Source organism: Bradyrhizobium sp. CSS354 (assembly GCF_029051725.1).
GTDB lineage: Bacteria > Pseudomonadota > Alphaproteobacteria > Rhizobiales > Xanthobacteraceae > Bradyrhizobium.
This window is the reverse complement of the sequence record NZ_JAACFU010000029.1, coordinates 37,252-51,301: the sequence shown is the minus strand read 5'-3', so window position 1 is coordinate 51,301 and position 14,050 is coordinate 37,252. Positions and strand designations below refer to the sequence as shown.

General features: G+C 64.1%; 14 protein-coding genes. 11 read left to right on the top strand and 3 right to left on the bottom strand.

Translation table 11 applies throughout. The features are described 5' to 3' along the window. From GWG67_RS35950 to GWG67_RS35920, 6 genes are all read left to right on the top strand, one after another. On the top strand, nt 1-242 hold a 242-nt coding region (locus tag GWG67_RS35950; RefSeq protein WP_275174422.1), incomplete at its 5' end, for a chemotaxis protein CheW. Between the two features lie 31 nt (nt 243-273). Beyond that, nucleotides 274-660: a response regulator gene (locus tag GWG67_RS35945; protein ID WP_027568377.1), complete on the top strand. Its 387-nt coding sequence runs from the start codon at nt 274-276 to the stop codon at nt 658-660. A 60-nt stretch (nt 661-720) separates the two neighbouring features. Further along, nucleotides 721-1,602, top strand: coding sequence for a protein-glutamate O-methyltransferase CheR (locus GWG67_RS35940; protein ID WP_275174421.1), 882 nt, complete (start codon nt 721-723; stop codon nt 1,600-1,602). 2 nt (nt 1,603-1,604) lie between these two features. Continuing rightward, entirely contained in the window at nt 1,605-1,922 is a 318-nt protein-coding gene (locus tag GWG67_RS35935; protein WP_275174420.1) for a PilZ domain-containing protein, read from the top strand. A 141-nt stretch (nt 1,923-2,063) separates the two neighbouring features. After that, complete coding sequence (locus GWG67_RS35930; RefSeq protein WP_275174419.1) at nt 2,064-2,567, top strand: response regulator; 504 nt, start codon at nt 2,064-2,066, stop codon at nt 2,565-2,567. A gap of 495 nt (nt 2,568-3,062) precedes the next feature. After that, nucleotides 3,063-3,698, top strand: coding sequence for a response regulator transcription factor (locus GWG67_RS35920; RefSeq protein ID WP_007604420.1), 636 nt, complete (start codon nt 3,063-3,065; stop codon nt 3,696-3,698). Between the two features lie 110 nt (nt 3,699-3,808). Here GWG67_RS35920 and GWG67_RS35915 read toward each other — a convergent pair whose 3' ends face one another. From GWG67_RS35915 to GWG67_RS35905, 3 genes are all read right to left on the bottom strand, one after another. Continuing rightward, nucleotides 3,809-7,405: a PAS domain S-box protein gene (locus GWG67_RS35915; protein ID WP_275174418.1), complete on the bottom strand. Its 3,597-nt coding sequence runs from the start codon at nt 7,403-7,405 to the stop codon at nt 3,809-3,811. Continuing rightward, nucleotides 7,383-7,811 (bottom strand): response regulator, encoded by a 429-nt coding sequence (locus GWG67_RS35910; RefSeq protein WP_275174417.1) that lies wholly within the window; start codon nt 7,809-7,811, stop codon nt 7,383-7,385. The genes GWG67_RS35915 and GWG67_RS35910 overlap by 23 nt, the downstream gene beginning before the upstream one ends. A 198-nt stretch (nt 7,812-8,009) precedes the next feature. After that, nucleotides 8,010-8,714, bottom strand: a complete 705-nt coding sequence (locus tag GWG67_RS35905; RefSeq protein ID WP_275174416.1) for a GntR family transcriptional regulator — start codon at nt 8,712-8,714, stop codon at nt 8,010-8,012. Nucleotides 8,715-8,809: 95 nt separating this feature from the next. Between GWG67_RS35905 and GWG67_RS35900 the strand changes: the two genes are divergently transcribed. The 5 genes from GWG67_RS35900 to GWG67_RS35880 all read left to right on the top strand — a co-directional run bounded on the left by GWG67_RS35900 (nt 8,810) and on the right by GWG67_RS35880 (nt 14,015). Beyond that, nucleotides 8,810-9,829, top strand: coding sequence for an ABC transporter substrate-binding protein (locus GWG67_RS35900; protein ID WP_275174415.1), 1,020 nt, complete (start codon nt 8,810-8,812; stop codon nt 9,827-9,829). Further along, nucleotides 9,829-10,590, top strand: a complete 762-nt coding sequence (locus tag GWG67_RS35895) for an ABC transporter ATP-binding protein (RefSeq protein ID WP_275174414.1) — start codon at nt 9,829-9,831, stop codon at nt 10,588-10,590. The genes GWG67_RS35900 and GWG67_RS35895 overlap by 1 nt, the downstream gene beginning before the upstream one ends. A gap of 12 nt (nt 10,591-10,602) precedes the next feature. Then, entirely contained in the window at nt 10,603-11,460 is an 858-nt protein-coding gene (locus GWG67_RS35890) for an ABC transporter permease (RefSeq protein WP_275174413.1), read from the top strand. After that, the gene (araD, locus tag GWG67_RS35885; RefSeq protein ID WP_275174412.1) at nt 11,457-13,196 is read left to right on the top strand and encodes an L-arabinonate dehydratase; all 1,740 of its coding nucleotides are present in this window, start codon (nt 11,457-11,459) and stop codon (nt 13,194-13,196) included. Before GWG67_RS35890 ends, araD begins: the two co-directional genes overlap by 4 nt. 99 nt (nt 13,197-13,295) lie before the next feature. After that, nucleotides 13,296-14,015, top strand: a complete 720-nt coding sequence (locus tag GWG67_RS35880; RefSeq protein WP_275174411.1) for a ribonuclease activity regulator RraA — start codon at nt 13,296-13,298, stop codon at nt 14,013-14,015. The last annotated feature ends 35 nt before the right edge of the window (nt 14,016-14,050 follow it).

Genomic DNA, 14,050 nt, shown 5'->3' with positions numbered 1-14,050 from the left:
ACGGCAAGATCCCGATGGCGGTCGGCGTCGACCTGCGCGGTGAATCCTACGGCCTCTTGATCGACCAGATCGGCGAAGTGCTGCGGCTCGCCGAGGACGGCATGGAAGAAAACCCCGTCAATCTCGATCCCCGCATGGCCAAGCTCGCCGGCGGTGTCCACCGTCTCGACGGCCAGCTCATGGTCGTCCTCGACGTCGACCGCGTCCTCGAGCTCAAAACCGAAGTACAGATGGCTGCGTGAGCCCCAAAAACATCGAAGCCGGAGAACCAAAATGAAGACGTGTTTGGTGGTCGATGATTCAAGCGTCGTGCGCAAGATCGCACGCCGGATCCTGGAAGGCCTGGAATTCGAAGTCACGGAGGCCGAGGACGGCTCCAAAGCGCTCGAGGTCTGTCAGCGCAAGCTGCCCGACGCTGTGCTGCTGGACTGGAACATGCCGGTGATGGACGGCTTCGAGTTCATGGGCCACATGCGCCGCCTGCCGGGCGGCGACCAGCCCAAGGTCGTGTTCTGCACCACCGAAAACAACGTGGCTCATATCGCTCAGGCGCTCAGCGGCGGCGCCAACGAGTACATCATGAAGCCCTTCGACAAAGACATCATCGCCGACAAATTCGCTGAAGTCGGCTTGATCCCGGTCGGACAAGCCATGGTCTGAGTTATCTGGCGGAGTGTTCCAGCCAGAGTGTTCCCAGTACAGCTTCCGAGAGGCCTATCCGTGACCCCGACCGAGTATGAGTATCTGCGTAAGTTCCTGAGGGATCATTCCGGCCTCGATCTGTCCGCAGACAAGCAATATCTGATTGAAAGCCGGCTGTTGCCGCTGGCGCGCAAGGCCGGCATCTCCGGCATCGGCGAGCTCGTGCAGAAGCTGCAAGGCGCTGGCTCGGGCGCGCTCGTCACCAGCGTGGTCGAGGCGATGACCACCAACGAGACCTTCTTCTTTCGCGACAAGGTCCCCTTCGATCATTTCCGCGACACCATCATGCCGGAGATCATCAAGGCCCGCGCCGGCCGCCGCAGCGTGCGCATCTGGTGCGCCGCCGGCTCGACCGGGCAGGAGCCCTATTCGCTGGCGATGAGCCTGAAGGAGATGGGTGCGGCCCTGACCGGCTGGCGCGTCGAGATCATCGCGACCGACCTGTCGCAGGAGGTGCTCGAGAAGGCCAAGGCCGGCATCTACAGCCAGTTCGAAGTGCAGCGCGGCCTGCCGATCCAGATGCTGATGAAATATTTCAAGCAGACCGGCGAGACCTGGCAGATCAATCCCGAGCTGCGGGCGATGATCCAGCACCGGCAGCTCAATTTGCTGCACGATTTCGCTCAGCTCGGCACTTTCGACGTCATCTTCTGCCGCAACGTGCTGATCTATTTCGATCAGGACACCAAGATCAACATCTTCAACCGCCTGGCTCGTCAGATCGAGGGAGACGGCTTCCTGGTGCTGGGCGCGGCCGAAACGGTGGTCGGACTGACCGACACGTTCAGACCGATTCCGGAGCGGCGCGGTCTCTACAAGCCGAACGACCCGCGTGCCGCGGCCGCCAAGCCGGCTCTCGCCGGCGCCGCGCCGCGCGTAGCGGTCATGGCAGGACGATAGGCATGGCCGAGGATGGCAAGGGCGCGGAACGCGTGACATTCAGTCGCGGCTATGATGTCTGCATCATGGCCATCGACGGCACTTGGCGCCGCGACTGCAAGCTCAACGCGATCTCCGACACCGACGCCGTCCTGACGGTGGAAGGCTCGATTCAGGGCCTGAACCTGAAAGAGTTCTTCCTGCTGCTGTCGTCCACCGGCCTTGCCTATCGCCGCTGCGAACTGGTGCGCGTCAACGGCGTCGAAATGGACATCCAATTCCTGCGTGGCAAGAACCGGAAGAAGCGCGGCGCAGCCGGTGGCCGTGACGAGGCGGCGTGATCTTCACGTGCGTCTCGTCGTCGTGCTCCGCGACATTGGTTCACATTTGCTGAAACATCCGACTGAATTTGCCGTCGCGGCTTTACGTCGCCTAAGCGCGAACCGGGTATCCATTGCCGGTCTCAATCTCAGGATACGGTAATGCCCAGAAGCTCTTTCTCACCTCTCCCGTCAAACCTGCCCGACGGCGCCGAGCGGCGCGCACTTCAGCTTCTGGTGGTCGACGACGACGCCACGCAGCGCAGCCTGATCACGGTCGCGGCCAAGCAGGCCGGCCACGAAGTCACCGTGGCGCCGTCCGTGGCCGAAGCGATCGACAAACTCCGCACTGCGCGCTTCGACTGCGTGACACTCGATCTCGTGCTGGAGGATGGCGACGGCATCGACGTGCTGGGCGAGATGGCCAAGGCGAAATTTGGCGGCGCCGTGATCGTCATCAGCGGCATGGACGGCAAGCGCCGCAGCGCCGCCCGCAGCTTCGCCCGTTCCGTCGGGATCGAGCTCCAGAGCCTGCCCAAGCCGCTGGATCTGGCCGCATTGCGCATCAGCCTCGCCAATCTCGGCAAGACCGCGATGGGCCTGCCGGCGATGCACACCTGGGGTGGCGTCGCCACCGACGCGATCGTGGAGCGGCACCGCGCCTGAGCCGCGGGCCGCCATGCGATGAAAGAATGCGGTTGCCGCGTCGCAGCGATCGCGATCTACACCGTGCTGCCGGCTTCCGACAGGCATTCCAGGGCGTTGCCAAGGCCGGCCCGGCAGGCATCGAGAGCGGCGATCGCCGTGGCATGCCGGGGTGTGACATCATCGAGCACGAAGACTCGGCGGAACCTTCCGGATCGCTGCCGTGTTCTTGATCCATGGCTGTGGCGGTCCGGCGCATACTGGTCTCGATCTGCGAGATCAGCATGCGAAGGTCAGCCGCAATCAGCTCACGGCTCTCGATTTCGGGCATTGCGACGAGAGGCGGCGTAGCGCCCAATTTAGCATGGATATTCCCCGTCCTCTGCAATTAGGCGCCTTGCCGCTACTTGTGCGTTATGTTCATGTCCCGTACAAATACGGTGGGCCGAATCCGCGCCGAACGCCATAACGGTTGGGGCGGACGCGAGTCCTTCATGCCAACCGGATGTGTGGCACATGGCCGAACAAAGCTCTCGCGGTGAAATCTTCGTGGTCGACGACGACGCTGCCGTTCGCGACACCTTGTCGATGGTGTTGAAGGCGGCGGGCTATGAGGTGATCTGTTTTGCGGACGGCGCAGCATTGCTCTCCGTCGCGCGAAGCCGCACACCTGCAGCGGTTCTGCTCGACGTGCACATTCCCGGCAAGTCGGGTCTCGACATTCTCAATGAGCTGCACGGCGAAGACTATCCGGCACCGATCTTCATGATCTCCGGGCAGGGCGATATCGCGATGGCGGTAGGGGCCATCAAGAGCGGCGCGCTCGACTTCATCGAGAAGCCGTTCCGCGGCAGCGAGATCGTCGGCCGGCTCGACGAGGCGATCGGTGCCTATGCACGCAGGCAGTCGGAGAACGCGGCGCCGAAGTTCGGTTCGCTGCATTTCCCCGGACGCGAGCCGTTGACGCGCAGAGAGCGCGAGGTGCTTGAGCAGTTCGCCGCCGGCGCCTCCAACAAGGAGGCCGGCCGCACGCTCGGCATCAGCCCGCGCACCATCGAGGACCACCGCGCCAACATCATGAAGAAGCTCGGTGCGCGCAATGCCGCCGATCTGATCCGGATCGTGATGACCGCGGCCCAGCGCGCGTCGTAAATTTATCGGTCAGTAGCCCGGATGGAGCGTAGCAAAATCCGGTGATCCGTGTCCACGGCAAGACACGTCCCGGATTGCGCTGTGCTCCATCCGGGCTACGGCCCCTCACATCAACTGCTCAACGCCTTGCGGATGGCCCGCGCCAGATCCGATTTGCGATAGGGCTTCGCCAGCAGCAGAACGCCCGAATCCAGCCGGCCGTGATGGATGATCGCGTTCTCGGTATAGCCAGACGTGTAGAGCACCCTGAGATCGGGACGCGTTCTCTGCAGTTCGTCGGCGAGCTGCCGTCCGTTCATCTTGCCGGGCATGATGACGTCGGTGAACAGGAGGTCGAACGGTTTTCCGGCGGCGACGATTGCGAGCGCCTCCGCGGCGTTCGCAGCCTGCAAGGTGACGTAGCCGAGCGAATGCAGCTGTGCCAGCACGTAGTCGCGCACCAGCCGGTCGTCCTCGACCACCAGGATCGTCTCGTGTCCGCCCTCGATGGTCGCCGGCGTCACGCTCTCGCCGACCGCCGTCGGAGTCTTGCCGGGCGGCAGATACATCTTGATCGTGGTGCCGTGGTCTTCCTCGCTGTAGATCTTGATATGGCCCGCAGACTGCTTGATGAAGCCGTAGACCATCGAAAGCCCGAGGCCGGTGCCCTTGCCCGGTCCCTTCGAGGTGAAGAAGGGGTCGAACACCCGGGCCAGCATGTTGGCGGGAATTCCGCTGCCGGTGTCGCTCACGGCGATCAGCACGTAGTGGCCCGGCGGGACGTCGTTGACGCTGGCATAGACCTCGTCGAGATAGGCCGCGCCCGTCTCCACGATCAGCTTGCCGCCGCCGGGCATGGCGTCGCGGGCATTGAGCGCGAGGTTGAGGATTGCGGTGGTGAGCTGGCTCGGATCGACGGTCGCGACGCAGTTCTCGTCCTCAAACACCGATTCGATATGGATCTGCTCGCCCAGCGTCGGCCGCAATAATTTCGCGGTGTCGATGATCAGCGCGTTGACGTCGATCTCGCGCGGCTGGAGCGGCTGCTTGCGCGCAAACGCCAGCAGATGCTGCGTCAGCTCGGCGCCACGGCCGGCGGCTTCGTCGATCATCTTCGTGATCGCCGCGAGCTCCGGCTCCTTGGCCACCGCGTCGGCCAGGATCTCGATCGTTCCGGTGATGACGGTGAGGATGTTGTTGAAGTCGTGCGCCACTCCGCCGGTGAGCTGGCCGACCGCCTCCATCTTCTCGGCATGACGGATGCGTTCATCGGCCGCGATCTTGTCGGTCAGGTCGCGGTAGAACGAATTGAGGAGAACGCCTTCGCGTCGCCGGAGCGCCGTCACGCTGAGCTCGGCCCTGAATTCCTTACCGTCGCGCCGCCGCACCAAAAGTTCGCGCCGTGGATTGGCTAGCGATTGTTGCTCGGATTCGAGAAAGAGCTTCAGTCTGGCCCTGACGCTTTCGCGCTCACTGGGGGCGACGAAAAGCTCGATCGCATTCTTGCCGATTGCCTCCTCACGCGTCCATCCGAAGAGCTTCTCGGCCTGCGAGTTCCAACTCAGGATGGCGCCGGTGTGGTCTGTCTGGGTGAAGGCGTCGAGGGAGGTCTCGACGATATTGCGCGCAAGCTGCTCGCTCTCCCGCAAGGATTCCTGTGCGAGCCTCGCCTCGGTCATGTCGCGCCCGACGAAGAAGTAACGCTGGGCGTGGTCGGACCAGCTACCGAGCCAGGACAGCCAGACCTCGCGTCCGTCCTTGTGGAAGCAGCGGGTGTCGGCGAGCTTCAGCCGCTCGCCGCGCCTGAGCGCGCGCATCTCGTCGCGCGACTGGTCGAGATGGCCGGGATGAATGAAATCGGCGCCGCTGCGGCCGATCATCTGCTCCGGCCGGTAGCCGAGAATAGACTCGCTGCTCGGACTGATCTGCGCGATGTGGCCGCGCGCGTCCATCACCATGATCAGATCCTGCGAGGTGTCGAAAAGTTGTCGCCGTTCCTCAAGCTGCTGCTGCAGCGCCCGCTCGGCCCGACGCGCCTCGGTCAGGCTGCGCGCGGTGCCGGAGGCGCCCACGATCTCGCCCGATGGGCCCCTGATCGGCGACAGGCTGAGTGAGATTTCGACCGGCGTGCCATCCTTGCGCAGGCGCACCGTCTCGAAGCGTTCGATCGGCTCGCCTCCGGCGATCCGCCGCAAATAGTCCTTGCCTTGCTCGCGTCTGTCGGGTGGGACGATGATCGAGGTGGATTGCCCGATCGCCTCATTCGCCGGATAGCCGTAGAGGCGCTCGGCGGAGGCATTCCAGCCGGTGATGATGGCGTCGAGCGATTGCATCACGATCGCATCGTCGGAGGATTCGACGGCGGCGCTGAACAAGCGCTCGCGCGCTTCATGATGGCTTCGCGCGGCCTCGGTGCGGCGATGTTCCTCGACCTCGCGTTCAAGAGCGGCCGTCTTCGCTCTCGTTTCTTCGACCATTTGGGCAAAGGCCCGCGCCAGCACGCCTGTCTCTCCGCTCGCATCGACGGGAATGTCGGCGCGCCGTCCGCTGCCGATCGCCTCCACTGCCGCGGTCAAACGCCCGATCGGCCGCGTCAATGAGCGCGCCAGCAGCATCGCAAGCAAAGCTGCGGCAAGGACGGCAAGCAGGCCAACCAGCGAGGAGGTTTTTTGAATGGCCGCCGGAACGCGGCTGAACACGGAGGAGGGGGCCGTCTCGATGACTGCCAACCACTCCTTGCCGGCAAGCAGCGCGGGCGCGATTGCCGCTCCACTCGGCCGGCCCGACCCGTCGCTCGTAAGCTGCGCCGATCCTTGCGGCAGGCCGGCCCGCGCTGCAAAGAACGGAAAGTCACGGCGCCAGTCATTTGCGCTGCCGCGCAATGTGCCGAATTCCCGCGCGCGATCGGGATGGACCAGATAGTCGCCGCGCGCGTTCACGACATAGATCTCTCCCCCGGCGCTCGCGGTCGAGCGGATTCGATCGAGCGCGGGACGCATGTCGATATTGGCGATGATGATGCCGAACGGCTTGCTATCCGGCGTGAACAGCGGCGTCGCGACGCGCAACGTCGGAATGTGAGGGTCCGTGGTTCCTCCCTGCCGGGTGGCGAGATCGAGGGGCGAAACATAGACGTCGCCCGGCGCCAATCGAATCGTCTCCTGGAAATAGGTTCGTTCGCTCTTGCGTTCGAGTTCGCCGTTGGGGACGATCCGTGCTGCTCCGTTCGGGCCGGCGCGATCGACGCGGACCAGCTCGCGCTGGTCGTCGTCAAGGCCGATAATTCGAAATTGCCCGTAGCTCGGTTTCGCGTCGATCTCGGCTGCGAACCGCGCTGCGATGCGCTCGCGCCAGGTTTGCTCCGAAACGCCGTCGACGGCATCGATGCCTCCACCGACATGGGCGCGGATCAGGCCATTGATGGCAGCGGCGGAGCGATAACCGAGTAGATCGCCACGAGCGCCGGCAACGTAGGATTCAAGATGGGTGGCCAGCAGGCTCGACTGGGCTTCGATCCGCTCCAGGACCCGCGGAATGACGGCCTGGGTGATGTTGCGATAGCCGAGCCAGCCGACTGCGGCCACGGTGACCGCCACCAGCAGGATCATCGCGATTGCGAGCCGCGTAGCGAGCGTCATGGTGATATTTGCACCGCTTCCCGAATGGCCGTGCCCGTGCTCGGTTGGAACATAATGAAGGTTCTTGTCATCGGCGGCCGGTGCTGACATCCGGACTCCTCACCGATGCCGTCAGCGTCGCGTCCAGGCAGCCGGCGACCGCGGCGAGCAGCGCGTCGGCGCGGAACGGCTTCTGCAAGCTCGCCACCGCGCCAAGCTTGGTCGCCATCTTGAGGAAGTCCGGCTCCGCATGAGCATCCGGCGTGGACGAACGGCCGGAAATGACGACGATCGGAATCGCCGGCTGCAGCGCCCGGATGTGGCGCATCGTCTCCAGGCCGTCCATGCCGGGCATGAAGATGTCGAGAAACAGCAGGTCGAACTGGCTGGCTTCGAACAGCGCAAGTCCCTTGCGGCCGTCTCCGGCGACGGTGATGTGATGACCAGCCCTCTCCAGGAGCAGCCGAATCGTCATCTGCACGGCCGGGTCGTCATCCACGATCAGGATGTTGGCCACGTCTGGTATCCTCCGGGCCGGGTGGGGTTTCCCAGCGACCGCAAATCAAACCATCAACTCTGAAATTGTTGCGCGGATTGCATCCGGCCTGCAAGCACTTCGCCATCGATCCGACAATTGCTCGCAAAAGGCGAATCGGTTGCGCCAAGTTATGCACGGTGACGTGCACAAGCGCTCGCGACAATCGGGCCCCATAGGCTAGTCGGTCAGGTATTCCGGATAGTGGCTTCGGATCGTGTCGAGCTCGCTCAGCGTGCCCGACAGGTGCTTGCGCAGATGCTGTTGCGCGGCATCGGCGTCACCGGCCTCGATCGCGCGCGTGATCAGCTTGTGGTGGCGGACGATGTTCTGGGCCTTGCCGGGTGAGGGCAGATGCAGCCGGCGCAGCCGGTCGATATGTCCGCTGCGACTGCGCACCAGCGTCCAGAGCTCCTGCTTGCCGGCCGCGGCATAAAGCTGCGCGTGAAAATCATTGTCGCCGGCAATGAAGCTCTGGAAGTCTCCGGCCTTGGCGAATTGCTGCTGGAGCGCGATCGTGTGGTCGAGACGTATGACCAGGGCTTCGTTGTGCTGCTGCGCAAGCAGCCGGACGATTTCGAGCTCCAGCGCCTGGCGCAGGAAATGGGCCTGCTCGGCCCGACCGACATCGACCCGGCTGACGACGGTGGCGTGCTGCGGAAACACGTCGACGAGCCCTTCTTCCTCCAGCCGCATCAAGGCGTCGCGGATCGGCGTCGAGCTGACACCGAACTGTGCGGCGAGATCCGTGCGCGACAGCGGCGAGCCCGGCGGCAGTTCGAGCGCGAGGATGGCGTTGCGCAGCCGCTCGAACACTTGCGGTGCCGCCTGCCGGGCCCGGTCGAGCCGCGCGCCCGGGCGGGCAGCGGATTGGGCTGTTTCCATGCGAAGGGCTCCGGCCGGCCTTGCCTTTGATGCACTAATGCATTAGTGCATCAGTGAGATCGCTCGTCAATGGCGGCCGGAGGAAACGAACAACAATGATCAAGCAATTGCAGTGCGGCCTCACGGCCATCGCCCTGATCGCCGCAACGGCGCTGACGGCCTCGCCCGCGAAGGCGCAGCAAAAGTCCGAGATCTCGCTGTCGCGCCAGCCCGGCATTTTCTACATGCCGAGCCACATCATGGAAAAGCAGAAGCTGATCGAAAAACACGCAGCTCAGCTCGGGGTGGCCGGTGTCACCACCAAATGGGTCACCTTCTCCGGCGGCGGTGCGCAGACCGATGCGCTGCTCGCGGGCGGGGTCGATATTCTCAACACCGGCACCGGCAATCTTTTGTTGCTGTGGGACCGCACTCGCGGCGGCGTCAAGGGCATCGTCGCGACCTCGGCGCAGCCGATGACGCTAATCAGCCGCGACGCCAACATCAAGTCGATCAGGGATTTCGGCCCCGGCGACAAGATCGCCGTGCCGACGGTAAAAGTCTCGACCCAGGCGATCGTGCTCCAGATCGCCGCCGCCGAGGCCTTTGGTGCGGACCAATGGTCGAAGCTGGACGTCAACACGGTGCAGCTCGGCCATCCCGACGCCTATGCGGCGCTGTCCAACGCCAAGCACGAGGTGCAAACCCATTTCTCGATTCCGCCGTTCACCTTCCTCGAGCTGAAGAACGTGCCGGGTGCGCATGTCGTGCTGTCGTCGCCTGACGTGATGGGCGGCCCGCTCAGCCAAGCGCAGTTCTTCACGACCACGAAGTTCGCCGATGCCAACCCGAAAATCATCCAGGCCGTGCGCGATGCCACCAAGGAAGCGCAGGATCTGATCCGCAGCGACACCCGACAGGCGGTCGAGATCTACAAGGAGATCACCGGCGACAAGACCTCGGTGGAAGAGCTGCTCGATCTCCTGAAGGAGCCCGGCATGATGGAGTGGAATCTCGAACCGCAGGGCACCATGAAATTCGCCGCCCATCTGTTCAAGACCGGTACGCTGAAGACCCAGCCCAAGGCCTGGACCGATTACTACCTCCCCGTCGCGCACGATCTGAAGGGCAACTGATGGCGTTGCTCGACGTCAGCTCCGTGACGCTGCGCTACAAGACCTCCAGCGCCGTCGTCACCGCCACGGAAAGGGTGAGCTTCACCGTCGGCAAGTCCGATCGCTTCGTGCTGCTCGGGCCGTCCGGCTGCGGCAAGTCGACCCTGCTCAAGGCCGTCGGCGGCTATATGAGCCCGAGCGAAGGCCGCATGACCATCAACGATCGCGAGATCCACGGTCCCGGCGCCGATCGCATGATGATCTTCCAGGAGTTCGACCAGCTGCTGCCCTGGAAAAGCGTGCTGGCCAACGTGATGTTTCCGCTGCTGACCGCGCGAAAATTGTCGCGCAAGGATGCCGAAGCGCGGGCGCGGGCCTATATCGAGAAGGTCGGCCTGACCCGCGTGGTCGATGCCTATCCGCACACGCTCTCCGGCGGCATGAAGCAGCGCGTCGCGATCGCGCGCGGGATGGCGATGGAGCCGGACATCCTGCTGATGGACGAGCCGTTCGCCGCGCTCGACGCGCTGACGCGCCGAACCTGCCAGGACGAGCTGCTCCAGCTCTGGAGCGAGACCAAATTCACCGTGCTGTTCGTGACCCACTCGATTGCGGAAGCGATCCGCATCGGCAACCGCATCCTGCTGCTGTCGTCGCATCCCGGCCGCGTCAAGGCCGAGGTGGTCGATGTCGACAAGGTCGCCAATGAGGACGGCAGTGCCGGCCGGCTCGAAAAGGAGATTCATGATCTCCTGTTCGCCGCCGAAGCAACGGCGCATTGAGGGGAGCCTTTCATGGGCGAAGCCAGAATCCTGCTGCGTGAGGCGCCGGTCGCCCGCAGCGCAGCCGAAGTCGAGCGCAAGCTGAGCGTGCTCGAGCTGTTGTGGAACGACGGTTTTGTCCGCAAGACCGTCATCATCCTGTTTCTCGCGGCGGTCTGGGAGGCCTACGGCCTCACCCTCGACAATCCCCTGCTGTTTCCGACCCTGCACGACACGATCCTTACGCTCTACGATCGCGTCAAGGACGGCACGATTCCCATGCGGGCATGGGCTTCGCTAAAAGTGCTGTTCATGGGCTATTCGGCCGGCATCGCGCTCGCCGCGATCTTCACCGTGCTCGCGATCTCGACCCGCATCGGCACCGATTTCCTCGAGACTGTCACGGCGATGTTCAATCCGCTGCCGGCGATCGCGCTGTTGCCGCTCGCTTTGATCTGGTTCGGTCTCGGCAACGGCAGTCTGGTGTTTGTGCTGATCCATTCGGTGCTGTGGCCGGTTGCGCTCAACACCCATTCCGGCTTCAAGAGCGTGTCCAACACGCTGCGCATGGTCGGCCGCAATTACGGCCTTCGGGGATTGCCGTACGTCGCGAAAATCCTCATCCCCGCCGCGTTCGGCTCGATCCTGACCGGCCTCAAGATCGGCTGGGCCTTCGCCTGGCGCACGCTGATCGCGGCGGAGCTGGTGTTCGGTGTATCGTCGGGGCAGGGCGGGCTCGGCTGGTTCATCTTCGAAAACCGCAACCTCCTCGACATACCTGCGGTCTTCGCCGGCCTCTTGACGGTGATCATCATCGGGCTTTTTGTCGAGAACCTGATCTTCCGCGCCATCGAGCGGAACACCGTGCAGAAATGGGGCACCCAATCATGACCAAGAAGAAACTGACGCCCGACCAGCTCCGCAGCGCGCGCTGGTTCGCACCCGACGATCTCCGCTCGTTCGGCCATCGCTCCCGCACCATGCAGATGGGCTACGCGCCGGAGGAGTGGAAGGACCGCCCCATCATCGCGATCCTCAACACCTGGTCGGACGCGCAGCCCTGCCACATGCACTTCAAGTCGCGCGTCGATGACGTCAAGCGCGGCATCCTGATGGCGGGTGGCCTGCCGCTGGAGCTGCCGGCGCTGTCGCTATCGGAATCGCTGCTCAAGCCGACCACCATGCTCTATCGCAATCTGCTGGCGATGGACGCCGAGGAGCTGCTGCGCAGCCATCCGGTCGACGGCGTGGTGCTGATGGGCGGCTGCGACAAGACGACGCCGGCGCTGCTGCTGGGCGCGACCTCGATGAACATTCCGGCGATCTATCTGCCGGCGGGCCCGATGCTGCGCGGCAACTGGAAGGGCAAGACGCTCGGCTCGGGCTCGGACGGCTGGAAATACTGGGACGAGCGGCGCGCCGGCAAAATCTCCGACAAGGACTGGCTCGACATCGAGGCCGGCATTGCGCGCAGCTACGGCACCTGCATGACCATGGGCACGGCTTCCACCATGACCGCGATTGCCGAGGCGATCGGCATGACGCTGCCGGGCGCCTCCTCGATTCCCGCCGCCGATGCCAACCATATCCGCATGGCCTCCGAATGCGGCCGCCGCATCGTCGAGATGGTCTGGGAAGATCTGACGCCGAAGACGATCCAGACCCGCAAGGCGTTCGAGAACGCGATCGCGGTGGCGATGGCGATGGGCTGCTCGACCAATGCGATCATCCATCTGATCGCGCAGGCGCGCCGCGCCGGTCTCGATATCGGCCTCGACGATTTCGAGATTGCGAGCCGCAAGGTGCCCGTCATCGCCAATGTGCGGCCGAGCGGTGACGCCTATCTGATGGAGGATTTCTTCTATGCTGGCGGGCTGCCGGCGCTGATGGGGCAGATCAAGCCGCATCTGCATCTCGACTGCATCACCGTCACCGGCCAGACGCTGGGCGAGAACATCGCGCACGCCGAGGTCCACAATGACGACGTGATCCGCTCGATCGACAATCCCATCTACAAGGAAGGCGCACTCGCCGTGCTCAAGGGCAATCTCGCGCCCGACGGCTGCGTCATCAAGCCGAGCGCCTGCGCGCCCCGCTTCCTCAAGCACACCGGGCCGGCGCTGGTGTTCGACGACTATCCATCGATGAAGAAGGCGGTCGACGATCCCGATCTCGACGTGACCGAAGACCACATCCTCATTCTGCGCAATGCGGGGCCGCAGGGCGGGCCGGGCATGCCGGAATGGGGCATGCTGCCGATCCCGACCAAGCTCGTGAAGCAGGGCGTCCGCGATATGGTGCGGATCTCCGATGCGCGCATGAGCGGCACCAGCTACGGCGCCTGCATTTTGCACGTCGCCCCCGAATCCTATGTCGGCGGGCCGCTGGCGCTGGTGCGGAACGGCGACCGCATCACGCTCGATGTCGCCGCCCGCACCATCAATCTCGATGTGTCGGAAGCCGAGCTCGAAAAGCGCCGCGCCGCCTGGAAGCGGCCCGAGCGCCGGTTCGAGCGCGGCTATGGCTGGATGTTCACCAAGCACATCAAGCAGGCCAATGACGGCTGCGATTTCGACTTCCTCGAGACCGATTTCGGCGCGCCGATCGGCGAGCCCTCGATTTACTAGTTTCACCGGCGTTCCGGGGCGCGAAGCGAACCCGGAACCTCGAGATTCCGGGTTCGATGCTTCGCATCGGCCCGGAATGACGACAAGAGAGAGCACGAGATGACCAAACTTACCGAAGCCACCCGCAACAAGCTCAAATCCGTCTCCACCGCCACCGTCGCCACCGCGTTGTTCAAGCGCGGCCTGCGCATCCAGATGATCCAGGATGTGCACCCGCTCAGTGCCGGCCAGCCGACCATGGTCGGTGAAGCCTTCACGCTGCGCTATATGCCGGCGCGCGAGGATCTCAACACCATCGACGTCTTTAGGAATCACTCCCATCCGCAGCGCAAGGCGGTGGAGGATTGCCCGCCAGGCAGCGTGCTGGTGATGGACAGCCGCAAGGATGCACGCGCCGCGTCCGCCGGTGCGATCCTGGTCACGCGCTTGATGAAGCGCGGTGTCGCCGGTGTCGTCACCGACGGCGGTTTTCGCGACTCGGCCGAGATCGCCAAGCTCGGGATCCCCGCCTACCACCACCGTCCGAGCGCGCCGACCAATTTGACGCTGCATCACGCCATCGAGATCAACGTTCCCATCGGCTGCGGTGATGCGCCGGTGTTTCCCGGCGACGTCATTCTCGGCGACAGCGACGGCGTGATCGTGATCCCCGCGCATCTCACTGAGGAGATCGCCAACGAGACCTTCGAGATGACCGCGTTCGAGGACTTCGTCACCGAGGAAGTCAACAAGGGCCGCGGCATTTTCGGTCTCTATCCGGCAACCGACCCGCAGACGCTGACCGACTTCGCCGCATGGCGGAAGGCGAACGGAAGGTAAAGGACGACAACTCGTCCCACAATCTCCGTCGTCGT

Excerpts from the sequence above, each read along its gene's own strand:
- GWG67_RS35945 (WP_027568377.1), top strand. The coding sequence starts at position 274 with ATGAAGACGTGTTTGGTGGTCGATGATTCAAGCGTCGTGCGCAAGATC.
- GWG67_RS35935 (WP_275174420.1), top strand. The coding sequence starts at position 1,605 with ATGGCCGAGGATGGCAAGGGCGCGGAACGCGTGACATTCAGTCGCGGC.
- GWG67_RS35930 (WP_275174419.1), top strand. The coding sequence starts at position 2,064 with ATGCCCAGAAGCTCTTTCTCACCTCTCCCGTCAAACCTGCCCGACGGC.
- GWG67_RS35920 (WP_007604420.1), top strand. The coding sequence starts at position 3,063 with ATGGCCGAACAAAGCTCTCGCGGTGAAATCTTCGTGGTCGACGACGAC.
- GWG67_RS35915 (WP_275174418.1), bottom strand. The coding sequence starts at position 7,405 with ATGTCAGCACCGGCCGCCGATGACAAGAACCTTCATTATGTTCCAACC.
- GWG67_RS35905 (WP_275174416.1), bottom strand. The coding sequence starts at position 8,714 with ATGGAAACAGCCCAATCCGCTGCCCGCCCGGGCGCGCGGCTCGACCGG.
- GWG67_RS35900 (WP_275174415.1), top strand. The coding sequence starts at position 8,810 with ATGATCAAGCAATTGCAGTGCGGCCTCACGGCCATCGCCCTGATCGCC.
- GWG67_RS35895 (WP_275174414.1), top strand. The coding sequence starts at position 9,829 with ATGGCGTTGCTCGACGTCAGCTCCGTGACGCTGCGCTACAAGACCTCC.
- GWG67_RS35890 (WP_275174413.1), top strand. The coding sequence starts at position 10,603 with ATGGGCGAAGCCAGAATCCTGCTGCGTGAGGCGCCGGTCGCCCGCAGC.
- araD (WP_275174412.1), top strand. The coding sequence starts at position 11,457 with ATGACCAAGAAGAAACTGACGCCCGACCAGCTCCGCAGCGCGCGCTGG.
- GWG67_RS35880 (WP_275174411.1), top strand. The coding sequence starts at position 13,296 with ATGACCAAACTTACCGAAGCCACCCGCAACAAGCTCAAATCCGTCTCC.